The sequence below is a fragment of the Streptomyces sp. TAA204 genome, assembly GCF_000424965.1.
On the sequence record NZ_KE384281.1, the window covers coordinates 205,092 to 224,868 of the forward strand.

Consider the following 19,777-nt stretch of genomic DNA (forward strand, 5'->3'; position numbering starts at 1 on the left):
GTGACAGCACTAGCAGCCCCGGAAGCACGCGGCAATGGCACGCGCCGCCATCGTGGACGGGCCTGCCGGCCGTCAACTCCCTTGCACGCACGGGCCGCACAGCGCAGCCTTCAGTGAACGCGGACGCACGCGGCGCCCGCGCTCCCGACCCACCACGACCGTCGAGGAGCCGCATGACCGAGGCAGCACCGCACCGCCTGGACCCCACCGGAGCCGGACAGCACGCCGTCAACGCGCTGCTGCGGGAGCGGGGTCCGGCCGCGCCCGTACTGCTGCCCGGAGACGTCGGAGCGGTCGCCGTCACCGGGCACGAGGAACTGAAGGACTTCCTGACCGATCCCCGGGTCGCCAAGAACGTCTGCCACTTCTCCGCGTTGCAGGACGGCATGCTCCCCGAGGGCTGGCCGCTCTCCGTGTTCGCGACCGTCGAGGGCATGACGACCGCGGACGGAGCCGACCACCGGCGGCTGCGCGGCCCCGTCGCGCGGGCGTTCACCGCACGCCGGGCCGAGAGCCTGCGCCCGCGTGTCGAGGAGCTGACCGCGGAGCTGCTGGACCGGCTGCCGGACGCCGTGGGCCCGGACGGCACGGTCGACCTGCGGCACCACTTCGCCTATCCGCTGCCGATGAGCGTCATCTGCGAACTCCTCGGCGTCGATCCCGACTTACGTGAACGGCTGCACCACCTGTCGGGCGTGCTCGTCAGCACGAGCGCCGAACCCGCGCAGGCAATGGCCGCCAGTCGCGAGACCGCCGAGATCCTCGCCCACGTCGTCAGCGTCCGCCGGGCCGACCCGGGGGACGACCTCACCAGTGCCCTCGTCGCCGCCCGCGAGGAGGACGGCGCCCGGCTGAGCGAACAGGAACTCATCGGCACCCTGCTGCTGATGATCGTGGCCGGTCACGAGACGACGCTTAATCTGATCACCAACGCCGTACGCGCCCTGTGCGCCCACCGCGACCAGCTGGAACTCGTCCGCTCCGGGCGGGCCGGCTGGGAGGACGTCGTGGAGGAGACGCTGCGCCACGACAGCCCCGTCAGCTTCTTTCCCTTCCGCTACCCCACCGAGGACCTGTCAGTCGGCGGCACCCTCATCCGGCGCGGGACACCGGTGCTCGCCGGATACACCGCCGCCGGCCGCGACCCGCGCACGTACGGTCCCGACGCGGACCGCTTCGACATCACCCGGCCGCAGGGGCGTCACCTCTCCTTCGGGCACGGTCCGCACTTCTGCCTCGGGGCGCCGCTGGCGAGGATGGAGGCGGCCGTCGCACTCGGCGCCCTCTTCGGCCGCCACCCGGATCTCGATGTCGCGGTGCCCGACGAGGAACTGCCGCCGCTGGGGAGCTTCGTGGGCAACAGCACGCAGATCCTGCCGGTACGGCTGGAGGGCTGACCGCAGGGATACGGACGGAGCGGCGGCACGGGCGGGGCCGGCACGGGCCGGGAGCGGGGCGAGCCAGGAGCAGGGCGGGGCAGGACCGCGCACGGACTCGCCGTGCCCCGGTCCCGCCCGCGCGACCCGCGACCTTCTACTCGTGCGGCTCCACGCCCGCGCGCAGCAGCCCGTAGGTGTACCCGTCGTCGAGGGCCTGCCAGGAGGCAGCGATGATGTTGCCCGCGACGCCGACCGTCGACCACTCCGCGCCGCCGTCGCTCATCGAGACCAGCACCCTCGTCGTGGAGTCGGTGCCGTGTCCGCCCTCCAGGATGCGGACCTTGTAGTCCACGAGGGAGAGCTTGGCGAGCTGCGGATGCAGCCGCTCCAGTCCGCTGCGCAGGGCACGGTCGAGGGCGTTGACCGGTCCGTTGCCCTCACCGGTGGCGATGATGCGCTCGCCCTTCGCCCAGAGTTTGACGGTCGCCTCGTTGGCCTGATCGCTGTCGGGCCGCTGCTCGACGATCGTCCGCCAGGACTCCAGACGGAAGAAGCGCCGGGAGCGGCCGTGCACCTCGTCGCGGAGCAGCAGTTCGAACGAGGCGTCGGCGGCCTCGTACGTGTAGCCCTTCAGCTCCTGCTCCTTGACCCGCTCGACGATGCGGCCGACCAGGTCGCGGTCGCCCTCCAGGTCGTAGCCGAGCTCCCTGCCCTTCAGCTCGACGGACGCGCGTCCTGCCATGTCGGAGACGAGCATGCGCATGGTGTTGCCCACGCGCTCCGGGTCGATGTGCTGGTACAGGTCGGGGTCGACCTTGATCGCGGAGGCGTGCAGCCCCGCCTTGTGGGCGAAGGCCGAGGTGCCCACGTAGGGCTGGTGGGTGGAGGGGACGAGGTTGACCACCTCCGCGACGGCGTGCGAGATGCGCGTCATCTCCTCCAGCGCCCCTTCCGGCAGCACCTGCTTGCCGTACTTGAGCTGGAGCGCGGCCGTGACCGGGAAGAGGTTGGCGTTGCCCACGCGCTCCCCGTAGCCGTTGGCGGTGCACTGGACGTGGGTGGCGCCCGCGTCCACCGCGGCGAGCGTGTTGGCGACGGCGCATCCGGTGTCGTCCTGGCTGTGGATGCCCACACGCGCGCCGGTGTCGGCGAGGACCGTACGGACGACGGCCTGCACCTGCGCGGGGAGCATGCCGCCGTTGGTGTCGCAGAGCACGACGACATCGGCACCCGCCTCGTGCGCTGCGCTGACGACCTGTTTCGCGTAGCGGGCGTTGGCGAGGTAGCCGTCGAAGAAGTGCTCGCAGTCCACGAAGACGCGGCGGCCCTGTTCACGCAGGTACGTCACGGTGTCGCGGACCATCTCCAGGTTTTCCTCGAGCGTCGTGCGCAGCGCCAGCTCGACGTGGCGGTCGTGCGACTTGGCCACCAGCGTGACCACGGGGGCGCCCGACTCCACCAGGGCTTTGACCTGGGAGTCGTCGGCCGCGCTCACTCCCGCCTTGCGGGTGGCGCCGAACGCGACGAGCTGAGCGTGCCGGAAGTCGATCTCCTCCCGCGCCCTCGCGAAGAACTCGGTGTCGCGCGGATTGGCGCCCGGCCAGCCGCCCTCGATGAAGCCGACACCGAACTCGTCGAGGTGACGGGCGATGGTCAGCTTGTCCGCGACGGTGAGGTTGATGCCCTCACGCTGTGCTCCGTCGCGCAGCGTGGTGTCGAAGATGTGGAAACTGTCGTCCCGGGCGTCGGTGGTCATGGTGCTGTGGCTCCTGTTGGAATGAAGCGGGGAGATCCGGAATGCCTGGCTCCGCCTGTCCCTCGATTCTGCGGGTTCCCCTCGCGCCCTCGTCCCGGCCGGGGTGGTGCCGAAAACGAAAAAACCCCTCGCGGGTGCGAGAGGTCTGCGCGCGGGTCTGGGACACGGTGGCCGCTGCCGCAGAGGGTCTGCCTGCGGCAGTCGGTCACTGAGGACCGGCGCGCCTGCTGCCGATAATCATGGCGAACGAGGACACGGAGGGAGTCTTGCACAGACCCCGCCCCGGAACGTAAGGCGTCTCACCATGCGGAAAGGGACGGACGGGGCGGTCCGCCCCGTCCGTCCCTTTCCACCGGTCGCACCCGCCCGTCAGGCCAGCGGACTCATCCAGCCGTGCCGGTCCTCGGCCTGCCCGGTCTGCACCGCGAGCAGGGCCTCCCGCAGCCGCATGGTGATCCCGCCGGGCTGTCCGTCGGCGACCTTCCACGCTCCGCGCGCGGACTTCGCCTCGCCGACGGGGGTGATCACGGCGGCCGTCCCGCAGGCGAAGACCTCGGTGATCGAACCGTCCGCGTTGCCCTCACGCCAGTCGTCGACGGTCAGCCGGGTCTCCTCCGTGGCGTATCCGAGATCCGCGGCGAGTGTGAGCAGCGAGTCACGGGTGATGCCGGGAAGCAGCGTGCCCGTCAGCGCGGGTGTGACGATCTTGGCGTCACCGCCGCTGCCGTGGACGAAGTAGAGGTTCATGCCGCCCATCTCCTCGATGAAGCGGCGCTCGACGGCGTCCAGCCACACGACCTGGTCGCAGCCCTGCCCCGCGGCCTCGGCCTGCGCGACCAGGGACGCCGCGTAGTTGCCGGCGCACTTGGCCTCGCCGGTGCCGCCGGGCGCGGCCCGCACGTACTCCTCGGAGAGCCACACGGACACGGGCCGCACACCGCCGGGGAAGTACGAGCCGGCGGGTGAGGCGATCAGCACGAAGAGGTACTCGTTGGAGGGACGGACACCGAGCCCGACCTCCGTGGCGAACATGAACGGCCGCAGGTACAGCGACTCCTCACCGGTCCCCGGCACCCACGCCTTGTCCTGGCGCACCAGCAGCCGGCACGCCTCAAGGAAGGTCTCCACGGGAAGCTCCGGCATCGCCAGCCGCCGTGCGCTGCGCTGGAACCGGCGGGCGTTGGCATCGGGCCGGAAGGCGGCCACGGATCCGTCCGGCTGCTTGTACGCCTTCAGCCCTTCGAAGATCGACTGTGCGTAGTGCAGCGTCATGTTCGCGGGGTCGAGCTGCAGCGGCGCGTACGGCTGGAGCTGCGCGTCGTGCCAGCCGCGGCCCTCGGTCCACTTGACGGTGATCATGTGGTCCGTGAAATAGCGGCCGAAGCCCGGATTGGCCAGCACCGCCTCGCGCTCCGCTTCGGAGAGCGGCTGGGAGGAGGGCTTGAGATCGAAGTCGATTCGAGGCGTCGTCATGGGCGCGTCCTTCACTGTGTGTCGTGGCGGACCGCGCTCCCGTTCGCCCTCCGCCGTGGTGTCAGGACGTCCGGGCCTTTCCTCGTGCGCCGGCCCCGCGCTTCGATTATCGCGCGTGGAGTCCGCGGGAGTGAGTCCGGGTGAGCGGCCCCTGCATGGATGGTGGCACCCGGACCCCCGCGTAGCCCAGCGGCCGGGCGCCGCGGGTCCGGCAGCCGGTCCGGACGGGCCCGGGACAGGCGGCCCGGAAACGACTTCCCCGAACCGGACCGAAACGGAGCGGACCGGACCGCGACACCGGCCCGGCTGGTGGGCGGAGTGCGGGAGGGACGCTTCCGGACTGGACGGTTCCGGGCTGGACAGTTCCGGGCTAGGTCGTTTCGTTTGGATCATCGGGCGGACCAGATGAAGATGCCTGCGATGTGGAGTCCGGCGAGGTAGATGGTTGCGGTCTTTTCGTAGCGGGTGGCGAGGCCTCGCCACTGCTTGAGGCGGTTGATGCACCGTTCGACGGTGTTGCGTTGTTTGTAGGCCTCGCGGTCGAAGGCGGGTGGTCTTCCGCCTCGGTTGCCTCGCCGCAGTCGGTGGCCCTGCTGGTCGGCGGGGACAGGGATAGCTGTGCGGATGCCTCGCCGTCGCAGGTGTTCGCGGATGGCACGTGAGGAGTAGGCCTTGTCGGCCAGGACGAGGTCCGGTCTGGTGCGGGGCCGTCCGCGACGGCGCGGAACGCGCAGGCGGGCCATCACCTCGGGGAAGGCGGGCGCGTCGCCGGCCTGCCCGGCCGTGAGGACGAACGCCATCGGTCGGCAGCAGGCATCAGCGGCGAGGTGGATCTTCGTGCTCAGTCCGCCGCGGGACCTTCCGATGGCGTGGTCTGCGGGTTCGCCGGCCGGGGCCCCTTTTTGCGGGCCCCGGCGGCATGCTGGTGCGCGCGGACGATGGTGGAGTCGACCGAGACGGCCCAGACCAGGTCCTCGTCTGCGTCGGCCTGGGCTATCAGCGCGGTGAAGACGCGCTCCCACGTGCCGTCGGCAGCCCACATGCGCAGCCGGTTGTAGACGCCTCGCCAGTTGCCGTATCTCTCCGGCAGGTGCACCCACTGCGATCCGGTCTGGAACTTCCAGGCGATCGCGTCGATCACCTCGCGGTGGTCCCGCCAGCGGCCACCACGCTTCGGCGTCCGGTCCGGAAGCAACGGCTCAATCCGCGCCCACTGCGCGTCAGTTAACGGCACACCCAGACCAACGATCAGATGATCCGAACGAAACGGCCTAGGCGGCTACTCGCGCCGCCAGGGCGTCGCCCGTCTCGTCCGTCGTGCGGGAGTCGGGGCGCTCGGCCAGGTCGGCCGTGACCGCGTCCTCGACACGGCCGGCCTCGGCCTCCAGGCCGAGGTGGCGCAGCAGCAGTGCGACGGAGAGCACCGTCGCTGTGGGGTCGGCCTTGCCGGTGCCCGCGATGTCGGGTGCGGAGCCGTGGACCGGCTCGAACATGGAGGGGAAGGCGCCGGTCGGGTTGATGTTCCCGGAGGCGGCGAGACCGATGCCGCCGGTGACGGCGGCGGCCAGGTCGGTGAGGATGTCGCCGAAGAGGTTGTCGGTGACGATCACGTCGAAGCGCTCGGGGTCGCTGACGAGGAAGATCGTCGCGGCGTCGACGTGCAGATAGTCAGTGGTGACCTCGGGGTACTCCTGGCCGACCCTGTCGAAGGTGTTCTTCCACAGGTGGCCGGCGTGCACGAGGACGTTGTTCTTGTGCACCAGCGTGAGCTTCTTGCGCGGGCGCGCCTTCGCCCGCTCGTAGGCGTCGCGCACGACCCGCTCGACGCCGTACGCGGTGTTCACGCTGACCTCGTTGGCGACCTCGGCCGGGGTGCCGGTGCGGATGCTGCCGCCGTTGCCGACGTACGGGCCCTCGGTGCCCTCACGGACGACGACGAAGTCGATGTCGGGACGTCCGGCGAGCGGGGTCGCGGTGTTCGGGAAGAGCCTGGAGGGCCGGAGGTTGACGAAGTGGTCGAAGGCGAACCGCAGTTTGAGCAGCAGGCCCCGCTCCAGCACCCCGGAGGGCACACCCGGATCGCCGATGGCGCCGAGCAGGATCGCGTCGTGCTGCCCCAGCTGCTTCAGGTCCGTGTCCGTGAGCGTCTCGCCCGTCGCGTGCCAGCGCTTGGCGCCCAGGTCGTACTGCCTGGTCTCCAGCTTCACATCCGGCGGAAGTACCGCGGTGAGGACCTTCAGGCCCTGCGCCACGACTTCCTGGCCGATTCCGTCACCGGGGATCACTGCGAGGCTGATGGAGCGAGACATGGCAGCGACCATACCTGCCGTCCCAGGGCTTGACACGTGACGTCCATATCGCGGACGGCGTCGCAGGGCCGCCCCGTCACGGCCTCGGCCGGGCACGCCCAACTGGCGTGCCCGGCCGTGCGGTCGGCTCCCGGAAGGCCCTCAGTGGCCCGTGGCGCCGCCGTTGTCGCGGCGGTCGAGGGCGCGCTGGAGGGCGGCGGCGGCGTTCTTGCGGTCGGCCTCACGGTTCCTGCGCGTGACGTGGCGGACGCGGCGGCGGGTGGTCTCATCCATGATCAGCAACTCCTTCTGCACACAAGGCTTCAAGAAGGGCGGGGTCGAAGACGCCGGAAAGGGCGGGGGCGGTCGGCGCGGCAGGGGTCACCTGCGTGCTGCACCGGGCCTCATCCGCCGTTCGCTGGATGAGCGAGACGTTCGGCTCCATACAAAGATAGAGGCGAACGGCCGTGATGTCTCGCCAATTAATTGGCCTTCCTACTATCTGAGACGAACACCACTCGCTACGGGGCCCGCGGGCGGCTCACGCACGCACCGCGGCCCGGCGTCCTTCGTGGTGAAGGATGCCGGGCCGCGGGTGAGAGCCGGTGAGCCGCTGAGCCGGTCGGCGCGGGAGACGCGGCGACGGGCTGCGGGCTGCGGGCTGCGGGCTGCGGGCTGCGGGTGTCAGCCCATGTGCGGGTAGCGGTAGTCGGTCGGCGCCACCTGGGTCTCCTTGATCGCGCGCGGCGACATCCACCGCAGCAGGTTGAACTTCGAACCCGCCTTGTCGTTGGTGCCCGATGCGCGGGCACCGCCGAAGGGCTGCTGGCCCACGATGGAGCCGGTGGGCCGGTCGTTGAGGTAGAAGTTGCCCGCGGCGAAGCGGAGTTTCTCGCTCGCGGAGGCCAGTACGGCCCGGTCCTTGGCGAGGACCGCGCCGGTCAGGGCGTACCCCGAGACGGACTCCATCTGCTCCAGCATCGTCTCCCAGTCGCCGTCCTCGTAGACGTGCACGGCGAGGACGGGGCCGAAGTACTCGGTGGCGAACACCTCGTTGTCCGGGTCGCTGCAGGTGATCACCGTCGGCTTCACGAACCAGCCTTCCGAGTCGTCGTACTCACCGCCCACGACGATCTCGCAGCTCGGGTCCTGCCGTGCGCGGTCGATGGCGGCCTTGTTCTTCGCGAAGGCCCGGTCGTCGATGACGGCGCCGATGAAGTTCGACAGGTCGCTGACGTCGCCCATCGCCAATCCCTCGGTCTCGGCGACGAGTTCGTCCTTGAGACCGCTCTCCCACAGCGAGCGGGGGACGTAGGCGCGGGAGGCCGCCGAGCACTTCTGGCCCTGGTACTCGAAGGCACCGCGGACCATCGCGGTCTTCAGCACCGCCGCGTCGGCGGTGGGGTGCGCGACGATGAAGTCCTTGCCGCCGGTCTCGCCGACCAGCCGCGGGTAGGACCTGTAGTTCGCGATGTTCTCGCCGACCGTCCTCCACAGGTACTGGAAGGTCCTGGTCGATCCGGTGAAGTGCACGCCGGCCAGGTCCGGGTGCGGCAGGGCGACCTCGGAGACCTCCTTGCCGTCACCGGTGACGAGGTTGATCACACCCTTGGGCATGCCCGCCTCCTCCAGCAGCTCCATCAGCAGCACGGCGGAGTGGGTCTGCGTCGGCGAGGGCTTCCACACCACGACGTTGCCCATCAGGGCGGGCGCGGTGGGCAGATTCCCCGCGATGGCGGTGAAGTTGAAGGGCGTGATCGCGTAGACGAAGCCCTCCAGCGGACGGTGGTCGAGCCGGTTCCACACGCCCTTGGGCTGCATCGGCGGCTGCTCCGCGAGGAGTTCACGCGCGAAGTGCACGTTGAAGCGCCAGAAGTCGATCAGTTCGCAGGGCGCGTCGATCTCCGCCTGCTGGATCGTCTTGGACTGGCCGAGCATGGTGGAGGCGGCGATCGTCTCGCGCCAGGGGCCGGAGAGCAGTTCGGCGGCCTTGAGGATCACGGCGGCGCGGTCGTCGAAGGACATCGCACGCCAGGCCGGGGCGGCGGCGAGAGCGGCGTCGATCGCCTCCTGGGCGTCCTGCCGGGTGGCCTCGGCGTAAGTGCCGATGACCTTGCGGTGGTTGTGCGGCTGGACGACGTCGCGGCGCGCGCCGCCGCCCATCCGCTTCTGCCCGTCGACCGTCATGGGCAGATCGACGGGGTTGTCGGCGAGCTCCTTGAGCTTGCGCTCCAGCCGGGCACGCTCGGGGCTGCCGGGGGCGTAGGTGTGCACCGGCTCGTTGTACGGGGCGGGGACCTGGGTCACAGCGTCCATGGCTGCCGTCTCTCCTTCACTTCTCAGGGGTGTTTCAGCCGCGGGTGGCGAGGGAGCGGAGGAAGAAGCCGAGGTTGGCCGGGCGCTCCGCGAGACGCCGCATGAAGTATGCGTACCAGTCCGTTCCGTAGGGGACGTACACGCGCATGCGGTGACCCTCGCCGGCCAGCCTCTGCTGCTCGGCCTCCCGGATGCCGTAGAGCATCTGGAACTCGAACTCGTCGTGCTTGCGCCCGAGACGCCGCGCCAGCTCCTGGGCGACGGCCACCATCCGCGGGTCGTGCGATCCGATCATGGGGTACCCCTCGCCCGACATCAGGGTCTTCAGGCAGCGGACGTACGCGCGGTCCACCTCGGCCTTGCTGCGGTGGGCGACCGTCCCGGGTTCGTTGTAGGCCCCTTTCACCAACCGTACGCGCGAGCCCTCACCGGACAGGGCCCGGCAGTCGTCCTCGGTGCGGAAGAGGCAGGACTGCAGAACCGCTCCGGTCTGCGGGTGGGTCCTCCGCAGCTCGGCGAGGATGGCGAGAGTGGAGTCGACGGTGGTGTGGTCCTCCATGTCGAGGGTGACGGTCGTGCCCGCCTCGGCGGCGGCCTGGACGACCGGGACGACGCCTGCCAGAGCGATGTCGTGCCCCCCGGGCAGCGCCTGCCCGAACGCCGACAGCTTCACCGACATCTCGGCCCGCCCGCCGAGGCCCTCCTCCGCCAGGGCCCCGGCGAGAGAGAGGTAGGCGTCACGGTTGCGCAGAGCCTCCGTACGGTCCGTGGTGTCCTCGCCCAGGTGGTCGAGGGTCACGTCGAGACCGCGGCCCGTGAGCGAACGTACGGCCGCGAGGCACGGGGCGAGCTGTTCACCCGCCACGAAGCGGTTCACCACGGGGCGGGTGACCGGCGCGTTCGAGACGAGGCGGCGGATGCCGTCGCTGCGCGCGGCGGCGAGGAGCACTGGTCCCAGCACGGGCACCTCCACTGGCGTTCGTTCTTCGCGCTCCAGGCGTCCCGTGACCGGCCGCTCCCCCGGCCGCCCTGTGGGAAACGGTGGGAGTACGGCGGTGACACGGCGTCGGAAGCCACCCTGAATCTAAGGATCGCGCCACCTCGCGGCCATCGACAGCTGTCACGCATCCGTGTCCCGGATCTCAGACATCTGTACGAGAATGGGAGCGCCGGGCGGGCACGGCAACTGCCGGCCCGGCACAGGACGGAAGATCGGCCGCAGGACGGCGGACACCGGCACGGGCCGGCTGCGGAGAGCGGCCGGAGAGACGGAAACGAACGCAGCAGGCGGAAGCGGCGGGAAGAGCATGCGCGAGGACTACCAGGCACTCGTCGACGAGGTCTCCGCCCTGCTGGGCACACCCGCGACGCTGGAGGGCCGGGACTTCGCGCTGATCGCCTTCGGCGCCCACGAGTCCGGCAGCGACGGCGCCTCACCCGCCCTGGACCCGGTCCGCACCCGTTCGATCCTGGGACGCGGCTCGACGGCCGAGGTCCGCACATGGTTCGAGAGCTTCGGCATCACCCGGGCGACCGGGCCGGTGCGCATCGACCCGGAACCGTCCGCGGGCGTCGAACACGGACGCATCTGCCTGCCCGCACGGCACGCGGGCGTCGCCTACGGCTACATCTGGCTGATCGACGACGGCGTCCTCGACCTCGACGACCCCCGTCTGGCCTCAGCGATGGCCGTGGCCTCCCGCATCGGGGTCCTGCTGGCGGCCGAGGCCCGCACGGAGGCACGCAGCGGCGAACTCCTGCGCCGCCTCCTCGACGCTGACGAGCGCGCCGGAACGGCAGCAGAACGGACCGAGGCGCTGCGCGATGCGCTCGGTACGGCGGCGGACGGACCACTGGCCCTCGTGGCGGTGCTGCCCTGGCAGGTGGACGGAAACGGCACCGGGGGAGGCGCGGACGCCGCCGTGCAGCCGCACGTGGCCGCCCGGTGCGTACTGCCGGCGGAGGGAGCACCCGGCAGCAACGCACTTCGGCCGTCCATCGGTACGGAGGACGGCGGGCGGGCAGGGAGCGCCGGACGTACAGGGGACGGGCGGACGGCGGACGGCGGGCGGCGCGGCGGCCGACCCGGCGGCAGCCCACACCAGGACGGCGGGCCGGAGGAGGAGGGACAGCCGCCCGCCCTCGCCCTCGCCGCACTGGTGCGGCTGCGCGGCACGGACTCCCTCGCCCCCGCCCGTACAGCTGCCGGCAACCTGCTGCGCACGCCGTCCGCGCCGTCCGCGCCGTCCGCGCCGTCCGCGCCGTCCACCGCCGGGATCAGCGCCCCGCGGCGCGGCCTGAGCGGAGCGCTGCCCGCCTGGCGGGAGGCGCTCGCCGCAGCGCGGTCCGCCGCCGCCGAGAGCGGGCTGGGGCCCGTGGCGGAGTGGGACGCGATCGGTCCGTACCGGCTGCTGACCGCGCTGCACACCGGCCCGGGGCACGACCCGGTGCTGCGGGAGCTGCTGCGCCCCGCCCATGCCGAACTGGCCCGCACCGCCGAGGTGTTCCTTGACCACGCGGGCCAGGCGGGCCGTACGGCGGCGGCCCTGGGCATCCACCGTCAGACGCTCTACTACCGGCTCTCCCGGGTCGAAGCCCTCACCGGCCTCGACCTGGACGACGGCGGTTCACGGCTGCTGCTGCACATGGCACTGAAGTCGGCCCGGCTGAAGGGCGACGCAGGGGCCGCGATCTGATGCGCAATGTCGGTGGGCGATGCGCACCGGCACAGGCCGATTCCACGATTCGAGCGCGAATCATCAAGTTCAGCAGCGGCCGGTTCACCGTCACTCGTGATCCTCCTCCAGAGGACTCATGCCCTCAAGAGGTGTCAGCGCGAATGGACGGCGCTCACGCTTGGTGAGGCTTCTCCAGCTGTCGGCGAAGCCGGTGGTCCTCGTCTGGGAGGTCCGGCCCGGCAACCAGTGGCAGGTCACGTGTCTTGGCTGCAGGGCTGAACACCAGGAGCAGCCAGGTGAGGGCCAGGGGAATCGTCATCGCCCACATGGTCGGGCGAATTCCGATGGCTGAGCCCAGTACGCCGCCCAGAGCCGAACCGATCGCGATCGTGCCCTGGTTGGTGGCCATCGCGGCGGAGGAGACGCGTCCAAGAAGGTGCGGCGGACAGTAGCTCTGGCGGAACGTGCCCACGACGACGTTGCACACGGCGACGCCTGCGCCGAGGACGAACGCTCCTGCACCGAACAGCAGCAGGCCCGCACCGGACGTGGTGAGAGGGAGAAGGAGTGCAAAGGGACAGGCCAAACCCTGTGTTGCCACCATGGCGCGTGCTGTGCCCCAGCGACGGCACAGACGTGTTGCGCTCAGGGCACCGAGAATTCCGCCGAGGCTGGCGCACATGACCAACAGGCCGACGGTGCCGGCGCTGACTCCGATCGTCCGGACGAGGAAAATGACCTGGACGGCCTGGTAGCCCATCAGCAGGAGATTGAGGGTGGCGCCATAGATCACGATGGGCCGCAGATAGGGGTCGTGGCCGAGGAAGCGCAAGCCGACGGCGATCTCCCGGATCAAGCTGGTTGCCTCCGGCCGGCTTCCCCGCCTCTGCTCCCGGGTCCGGATGCCGAGCAGACACGCAGCGGAGATCAGGAAGGTCAGCGCGTCCACCAGCAGTCCCACCGTCGCACCGACGGCTTGGGCTACGAACCCAGCCGTGCTCCTGCCCAACACGCGCGTCCCGGCTTCGCTTACCTGCAGCTTCGCGTTTCCGTCCGCGAGGTCCTGCCTGCTGAGGACTGCCGGCACATACGCGTGGCAGGCCGTGTTGAAGAAGACGGCGGAAGTACCACAGACGAGTGCCGCGACGAAGAGATGTCCGATCGTCAATCGGCCGAGCCACCCTGCGACCGGCACACTCGCATACATCGCTGCGGACACAAGGTTGCTGACGATCATGATGCGCCGCCTGCGCAGGCGATCGACCCAGGCGCCGGCGGGTAGACCCACGATCAGCCACGGAAGCCACACCGCCGCGGCGAGGAGACCGACCTCCAGTGCGTCGGCCCGTAGCGTGAGCACCGCCACGAGAGGCAGCGCCACGGTGGTGATGCCGCTCCCCACACCACTGGCGGTCTCCCCGATCCACAGCAGACGGAAATCCCGCTGCACCAGCACGCCCCAACGGCTTCTCCTCGCAGGCACTGCCGTCCCCTCCCCAGGTCGCGGCAACGCTACCCAGACCCGAAAGCAGGCCGCAGTGCCTCCTTCGGCCAGATCACGGAGAACAGCTCGAAACCTGGCCAGGCACCCAGGGAGTCGTCGCGATCACTCACGGGGTCGCAGAGTCAACCGGAGACGGGTGAAGGACCACGGCTGACGGAGGCGGGCGGCGACGGTGAAGGCCGAGGCCGCCGTCCGAGGCCCGCCGTCGGGAAGCCGCTCGGCCGTGGCAGGCCGCACAAATGGGGGCGAAGGCAGCAGAACGGGCACACACCCCGAACCGGAACCAACGGCACACAACCACACGACTACCATCACCGATGTGCGCGCTGTGCGTTCGACCGACTACAGCGAGGAGGCGGCGATGGGCAAGAACAACGCGGTGGTCGTGGGAGTGGACGGTTCGCCCTCCGGCCGCAGGGCGGTGGAACTCGCCGCCGGTGAGGCGCGGCTCCGGGGCACCGACCTGCACGTCGTACACGCCCTCACCTGGCCGCCCGCGCCCATCGGCCCGGGAGCCCCGGCGTACGTACCGGGGGAGGAAGCGCTCGTACCTGAGGAGTCTCTGCGCCGTGCCGCCGACGCGTACCTCGCCGAGGCGGTCGCACTGGCCAGGTCCGTCGCACCCCGCACAGAGGTGACCACCGACATCGCCACCGGAGAGGCACTCACGACGCTCGTCGGCCTGTCGCACTCCGCGCCCCTCGTCGTGGTCGGGAGCAGAGGGCGCAGCAGCTTCGCGGATCTGCTCGTCGGCTCCGTGGCGACGCAGCTCGCGGCGCACGCGCACTGTCCCGTGCTGGTGGCCCGCGGCGCACCGGACCTCCCGGGCGGCATCGTGCTGGGTGTGGACGGCTCCCCCGAGAGCCGCCCCGCGACGGCTTTCGCCTTCGCCGAGGCGTCGCTGCGCGGGGTGCCGCTCGTCGCCGTGCACGTCTGGTCGGAGTGGTCCGTTCCGCCCTCGCCTCCGCAGGACAGCTCCGCGCCGTACGCCCGGAGACCCGGCATGCTCCGCGAGGACGAGGAGAGGGTGCTCGCCGAGGCGCTGTCCGGATGCGGCGAGACCTGGCCGGACGTGAACGTGGAGCGGCGTTCCGTGCACGGACGGACACGGGAGGCGCTGATCGAGGCGGGCGAGGACGCACAGCTGCTCGTCGTGGGGACGCGGGGACGGGGCGGGTTCTCGGGAATGCTCCTCGGCTCGGTCAGCCAGGCGGCGCTGCACCACGCCCACTGCCCCGTCGTGGTCGTGCCGCGGAAACAGCCCTGAGCCGGCGGTCCCCGAAGCTCCGGATTCCGCCGCCCGCCTGTACGCCTGCCCCTACGCCCGTACGCCCGTACGCCCGTCCGGCACGTCCCCGGACGGCCCTCCCCGGCGCGGCCGGGGACGAGCGGCCCCGCAGAGAGGCCCGTACGGCACCGGGCGCTTCCCCTTCCGGCCCTGTCGGGCCCGTCGCGGCACGGCGGACAGTGAGGCGTGAAGGCGAGCCCGGGCACCGGAAGGGAGCGGGGCCGGATGCAGCACCGGACCATTCACGACCTGATGACCAGGGGCGTCGTGCACGTGCACCGCGACACCCCGTTCAAGGAGATCGCGGAGCTTCTCGCCGAGCACGACATCACCGCCCTCCCGGTCGTCGACGACGACAGGCACCCGGTCGGTGTGGTCTCCGAGGCAGACCTGCTGGAGAGGCAGGCGGGACAGCCCGACCCCTACGGTCTGCTGCCCGACCGGGACGGCGAGCAGGGCAGGCGCCCGCCGGACGAGGCCGCCACCGCGCATGACCTGATGACGAGTCCGCCCGTGCTGGCACGGCCGGAGTGGAACATGGTGGGAGCGGCCCGCGTGATGAAGGACCGCCACGTCAAGCGGCTGCCGGTGGTGGACGAAGCCGACCGCCTGGTCGGGATCGTCAGCCGGTCGGACCTGCTGCGTGTCTTCCTGCGGCAGGACGCGGCGATCCGCGACGAGATCGTCCGCGACGTCCTGGAGGGCACCGTCGGTCTGGCTCCCGGTCAGGTGACGGCCGAAGTCGCCGACGGCTGCGTCACGTTGAGCGGTGACGTCGGCACCGGCAGTCTCGTACCCGTCGTGGAGCGGCTGTGCCAGGGGGTGGACGGCGTCGTGAAGGTACGCAGCCACCTGGCGGGCCGTACCGAGGAGACGCGGAGCACGGCGCTGCCGTGACCGTGCCGGAAGGACCGCCGATGACCACGCCGACACGTCCCAGGCTGCTGGCCGACCTCCCCGCCGCGGGAAGTGACCGGCTGATGGAGCTGTCCGGGGAGGCCCACTTCTCCAGGGACACCCGCATCTTCGAGGAGGGCCGCCGCGCGGACCGGTTCTGGATCATCCGCAGCGGCTCGGTCACCCTCGATCTGCGCGTGCCCGGACGGCACGCCGCGCAGGTGGACACCCTCGGCGCCGACGACCTGCTGGGCTGGTCGTGGCTGTTCCCTCCCTACAGCTGGCATCTCGGGGCCACAGCGCAGACGCCGGTGAGGGCCTGGGAGTTCGAGGCGAAGGCCGTGCGGGCGCTGTGCGAGGAGGAACCGGTGTTCGGTCAGGCGCTGACCCGCTGCGTGGCGGAGATCATCGCGCGGCGGCTGCAGAAGGCGCGCCGGCGGCTGCTGGACCTCTACGGGCCGCAGGGCAGCGGCTTCGGACTGTGAGGCACCTGCCGGGCGGCGCGGGGGTCAGACACCGACGGTGCCGTCGATGCCCTCCCGGAGGAGGTCGGCGTGCCCGTTGTGGCGTGCGTACTCGTGGGTGAGGTGCAGCATCACCGTCCGGAGCGAGACGTCCTCGCCCCACCTGGCCTGGTGGCCGGTGACGTCCAGCGACTCCGCCTCCCGCTCGACACGGCGGGCGTGCGCGACCTCCGCCTGCCAGGCGCCGAACGCCTCCTCCCGGGTGGCCGAACCCGCGTCGTAAGCGATCTGGAAGTCGCCCTCCGGGGACCAGACGCACGGCACGTCCTCGCCGTTGATCACCTTGCGGAACCAGGCGCGCTCCACCTCGGCCATGTGACGTACCAGGCCGAGCAGGGAGAGCGTGGAGGGCGGCATGGACCGGCGGCGCAGGTCGTCGTCGCCGAGCCCTTCGCACTTCACGGCCAGCGTGGCGCGGTGGAAGTCGAGCCAGGAGCGCAGCATCTCCCTCTCCCCCCGCGATCCGGGGCGGGGCGGGGCGTTCGACGGTCATTGCGGCTCGTTCCTCTCGCTCGGTCCCCGCGGGCGGGCGGGCCGGAAAGGGCTGTGTCCGGACCGCGCCGTTCGGCGGTCCGGACACAGCCGGTGCTCTCAGGGGTGGTGCCTCGCTCAGTCCGCGAGGTCGACGCTGCGGGCGGAGGTGGCGCCGATCTCGCCCTTGATCTCGGTGAGGACGGGCGCCGGGATGCTGTCGTCGACGGTCAGCGCCACCAGGGCGTCGCCGCCGGCGGTGGCCCGGCCCACCTGCATGCCCGCGATGTTGATGCCGGCCTCGCCGAGGATGCGGCCTACGGTGCCGACGACGCCGGGACGGTCGGCGTAGCGGAAGAAGGCCATGTGCTCGGCCAGCGCCAGGTCGATGTCGTGCTCACCGACGGCGACGATCTTCTGCTGGTGCTTGGGCCCGGCCAGCGTCCCGGAGACCGAGACCTCCTCGCCGCTGCTGAGGGTGCCGCGGACGGTGACCACGTTGCGGTGCTCCGCGGACTCGCTGGAGGTGGTGAGCCTGACCTCCACGCCGCGCTCCTGCGCGAGCAGCGGAGCGTTGACGTAGCTCACCGTCTCGTCCACGACGTCCTCGAACACGCCCTTGAGCGCGGAGAGTTCGAGCACCTTCACATCGTGCTGGGTGATCTCGCCGTACACCTCGACGTCGAGGCGGACGGCGACCTCGCCGGCCAGCGCGGTGAAGATCCGGCCCAGTCCCTCGGCCAGCGGCAGCGCCGGACGTACGTCCTCGGCGATGACGCCTCCCTGCACGTTGACCGCGTCCGGCACCAGCTCGCCCGCCAGCGCCAGCCGCACCGACCTGGCGACCGCGATACCCGCCTTCTCCTGCGCCTCACCGGTGGAGGCGCCGAGGTGCGGGGTGCACACGACCTGGTCGAACTCGAAGAGCGGTGAGTCGGTGCACGGTTCGCTGGCGTACACGTCCAGACCGGCGCCGGCGACCCGGCCCTCCTTGAGGGCGGAGGCGAGCGCGGCCTCGTCGACGATGCCGCCGCGGGCGGCGTTGATGACGCGCACGCCCGGCTTGACCTTGTGCAGCGCGTCGTCGCCGATGAGGCCGAGAGTCTCGGGGGTCTTGGGAAGGTGGACGGTGATGAAGTCCGAGGTCTCCAGCAGTTCGTCCAGGGAGAGCAGCTTCACGCCCATCTGGGCGGCACGGGCGGGCTGCACGTACGGGTCGTAGGCGACGACCTTCATCCCGAACGCGGACATCCGCTGGGCCACGAGCACGCCGATGCGGCCGAGGCCGACGACGCCGAGGGTCTTCTCGCTCAGCTCCACACCGGTGTACTTGCTGCGCTTCCACTCGCCGTTCTTCAGGGCGGTGTTGGCCTGCGGGATGTTGCGGGCGCTGGCGATCAGAAGGCCGCAGGCGAGCTCGGCGGCGGTGACGATGTTGGAGGTGGGAGCGTTGACCACCATGACGCCCGCCTTGGTGGCGGCGGGGACGTCGACGTTGTCGAGCCCGACACCGGCGCGCGCGACCACCTTGAGGTTGCGGGCGGCGGCGACGGCCTCGGCGTCGACCTTGGTGGCCGAGCGTACGAGTATGGCGTCGACATCGGCGATGGCGGTGAGAAGTTCGCCGCGGTCGGCCCCGTTGCAGCTGCGGATCTCGAAGTCCGGTCCGAGGGCGTCGACGGTGGCGGGCGAGAGCTCTTCGGCGATCAGTACTACGGGCTTGCTCACGTGGTCTCCAGTCTGGCGGTTCATCCTCGCCGCGGGCGGGCGGCGAGGAGCAACGGCCGCGTCCCGACGGCCGTAGACGGTGGAGGGGGTCATCCCCGCAGGCGCAGGGCAGACGCACGACGCTGTGAGCCTGTGACGCGCTTGGCTTCCGTGCAGTGTAGCGACGCGGAGGGGGTCGGGGCTGCCCCTCCCTGCTATCAATCCGCCACGCACAGCCACACACCCGCCCTCTGCGGACGGCCTCGTCCGGTCCCGGTGCCGGGCGGGCCGGCACCTGCCCGGCCGCCCCGCGGCGCCCGTGGGAGCGGGCAGGGGCGGCGCGGACGGACGCGCGCGGGGTGCGCGCGGCGCGGCGGGCACGAGCGGCACAGCACTCGCCCGCCGCGCCTCACAAGGGCACCCGTGCGGGGCTCACGCCTCCTCGTCGACCCAGCTCATCAGCTTGCGGAGCTTGCGCCCCGTGGTCTCCACGAGGTGGTCCTGGTCGGCCTTCTTGTACTCGTTGTACTTGGGCAGGCCCGCGTTGTACTCGGCCATCCAGTTGTTGGCGAAGGTGCCGTCCTGGATGTCGTCGAGCAGCTTCCTCATCTCGGCCTTGGTCTGGTCGTTGACGATGCGCGGGCCGCTGACGTAGTCGCCCCACTCGGCGGTCTCGGAGACCGACCAGCGCATCTTCTCCAGGCCGCCCTCGTACATCAGGTCCACGATGAGCTTCAGCTCGTGCAGGCACTCGAAGTAGGCGATCTCGGGCTGGTAGCCCGCCTCGACGAGTGTCTCGAAGCCCGCCTTGACCAGTGCGGAGGTGCCGCCGCACAGCACGGCCTGCTCGCCGAAGAGGTCGGTCTCGGTCTCCTCGGTGAAGGTCGTCCTGATGACGCCCGCGCGGGTGCCGCCGATGCCCTTGGCGTAGGAGAGCGTCAGCTCGAACGCCCGGCCGCTGGCGTCCTGTTCGACGGCGGCGATGCACGGGACACCGCGGCCCTCCTCGAACTGGCGGCGCACGAGGTGACCCGGGCCCTTGGGCGCCACCATGCACACGTCGACGTCGGCGGGCGGCTTGATGAAGCCGTAGCGGATGTTGAGACCGTGCCCGAAGAAGAGGGCGTCGTCCTTCTTCAGGTTGGGGGCCACGGACTCCTGGTAGACCTTGGCCTGGATCGGGTCCGGCACCAGCACCATGATCACGTCGGCTTCCTGCGCCGCCTCGGCGGGAGTGGTCACCCTGAGGCCCTGCTCCTCCGCCTTGACGCGGGACTTGGAGCCCTCGTGCAGGCCCACCCGCACATCGACACCGGAGTCGCGCAGGGACAGCGCGTGGGCGTGGCCCTGGCTGCCGAAGCCGAGGACCGCGACCTTGCGGCCCTGGATGATGGACAGGTCGGCGTCGTCGTCGTAGAACAGCTCGGCCACTTGGGAAATCTCCTCGTTCGGGGTCCGGGGGTGCTCCCCCGGGTGGTTCAGAAGGGGGTGCCCCG

General features: G+C 71.0%; 14 protein-coding genes and 2 pseudogenes. 5 read left to right on the top strand and 11 right to left on the bottom strand.

Annotated features, from left to right (window positions below; translation table 11 throughout):
- Positions 1 to 173 precede the first annotated feature (173 nt).
- Positions 174 to 1,397, top strand: a complete 1,224-nt coding sequence (locus H343_RS0125545; RefSeq protein WP_028433442.1) for a cytochrome P450 — start codon at positions 174 to 176, stop codon at positions 1,395 to 1,397.
- A gap of 136 nt (positions 1,398 to 1,533) precedes the next feature.
- On the opposite strand, the gene cimA is transcribed toward H343_RS0125545, so the two are convergent.
- The 7 genes and pseudogenes from cimA to H343_RS0125585 all read right to left on the bottom strand — a co-directional run bounded on the left by cimA (position 1,534) and on the right by H343_RS0125585 (position 10,173).
- Complete coding sequence (gene cimA, locus H343_RS0125550; RefSeq protein WP_028433443.1) at positions 1,534 to 3,135, bottom strand: citramalate synthase; 1,602 nt, start codon at positions 3,133 to 3,135, stop codon at positions 1,534 to 1,536.
- Positions 3,136 to 3,504: 369 nt separating this feature from the next.
- Positions 3,505 to 4,608, bottom strand: coding sequence for a branched-chain amino acid aminotransferase (locus H343_RS0125555; protein ID WP_028433444.1), 1,104 nt, complete (start codon positions 4,606 to 4,608; stop codon positions 3,505 to 3,507).
- A gap of 389 nt (positions 4,609 to 4,997) precedes the next feature.
- Positions 4,998 to 5,857, bottom strand: a pseudogene (locus tag H343_RS34575) (IS5 family transposase).
- A gap of 22 nt (positions 5,858 to 5,879) precedes the next feature.
- Positions 5,880 to 6,917, bottom strand: a complete 1,038-nt coding sequence (locus H343_RS0125570) for a 3-isopropylmalate dehydrogenase (protein WP_028433447.1) — start codon at positions 6,915 to 6,917, stop codon at positions 5,880 to 5,882.
- Positions 6,918 to 7,058: 141 nt separating this feature from the next.
- On the bottom strand, positions 7,059 to 7,190 hold the full coding sequence (locus H343_RS36150) for a hypothetical protein (protein ID WP_486587044.1): 132 nt from the start codon (positions 7,188 to 7,190) through the stop codon (positions 7,059 to 7,061).
- A 390-nt stretch (positions 7,191 to 7,580) separates the two neighbouring features.
- Positions 7,581 to 9,212 (bottom strand): L-glutamate gamma-semialdehyde dehydrogenase, encoded by a 1,632-nt coding sequence (gene pruA, locus H343_RS0125580; RefSeq protein WP_028433448.1) that lies wholly within the window; start codon positions 9,210 to 9,212, stop codon positions 7,581 to 7,583.
- Between the two features lie 34 nt (positions 9,213 to 9,246).
- On the bottom strand, positions 9,247 to 10,173 hold the full coding sequence (locus H343_RS0125585) for a proline dehydrogenase family protein (protein WP_028433449.1): 927 nt from the start codon (positions 10,171 to 10,173) through the stop codon (positions 9,247 to 9,249).
- A 346-nt stretch (positions 10,174 to 10,519) separates the two neighbouring features.
- Here H343_RS0125585 and H343_RS0125590 point away from each other — a divergent pair, with 346 nt between their 5' ends.
- Positions 10,520 to 11,908, top strand: coding sequence for a helix-turn-helix domain-containing protein (locus tag H343_RS0125590; RefSeq protein ID WP_028433450.1), 1,389 nt, complete (start codon positions 10,520 to 10,522; stop codon positions 11,906 to 11,908).
- A 154-nt stretch (positions 11,909 to 12,062) separates the two neighbouring features.
- Here the strand turns inward: H343_RS0125590 and H343_RS32860 are convergent, their stop codons facing one another.
- Entirely contained in the window at positions 12,063 to 13,346 is a 1,284-nt protein-coding gene (locus tag H343_RS32860) for an MFS transporter (protein ID WP_051266029.1), read from the bottom strand.
- Between the two features lie 409 nt (positions 13,347 to 13,755).
- Here H343_RS32860 and H343_RS0125600 point away from each other — a divergent pair, with 409 nt between their 5' ends.
- The 3 genes from H343_RS0125600 (at position 13,756) to H343_RS0125610 (ending at position 16,064) form a co-directional block, all read left to right on the top strand.
- Complete coding sequence (locus tag H343_RS0125600) at positions 13,756 to 14,661, top strand: universal stress protein (RefSeq protein ID WP_037905240.1); 906 nt, start codon at positions 13,756 to 13,758, stop codon at positions 14,659 to 14,661.
- A gap of 246 nt (positions 14,662 to 14,907) precedes the next feature.
- A complete protein-coding gene (locus tag H343_RS0125605; protein WP_028433452.1) occupies positions 14,908 to 15,579 on the top strand; it encodes a CBS domain-containing protein in 672 nt (223 codons plus the stop codon).
- 20 nt (positions 15,580 to 15,599) lie between these two features.
- Positions 15,600 to 16,064, top strand: a complete 465-nt coding sequence (locus H343_RS0125610; RefSeq protein WP_028433453.1) for a cyclic nucleotide-binding domain-containing protein — start codon at positions 15,600 to 15,602, stop codon at positions 16,062 to 16,064.
- Between the two features lie 24 nt (positions 16,065 to 16,088).
- Here H343_RS0125610 and H343_RS32865 read toward each other — a convergent pair.
- From H343_RS32865 to ilvC, 3 genes and pseudogenes are all read right to left on the bottom strand, one after another.
- Positions 16,089 to 16,596, bottom strand: a pseudogene (locus H343_RS32865) (DinB family protein).
- Between the two features lie 116 nt (positions 16,597 to 16,712).
- Positions 16,713 to 18,302 (bottom strand): phosphoglycerate dehydrogenase, encoded by a 1,590-nt coding sequence (gene serA, locus H343_RS0125620; RefSeq protein ID WP_028433454.1) that lies wholly within the window; start codon positions 18,300 to 18,302, stop codon positions 16,713 to 16,715.
- Positions 18,303 to 18,713: 411 nt separating this feature from the next.
- Entirely contained in the window at positions 18,714 to 19,712 is a 999-nt protein-coding gene (gene ilvC / locus H343_RS0125625; RefSeq protein ID WP_028433455.1) for a ketol-acid reductoisomerase, read from the bottom strand.
- Positions 19,713 to 19,777 lie beyond the last annotated feature (65 nt).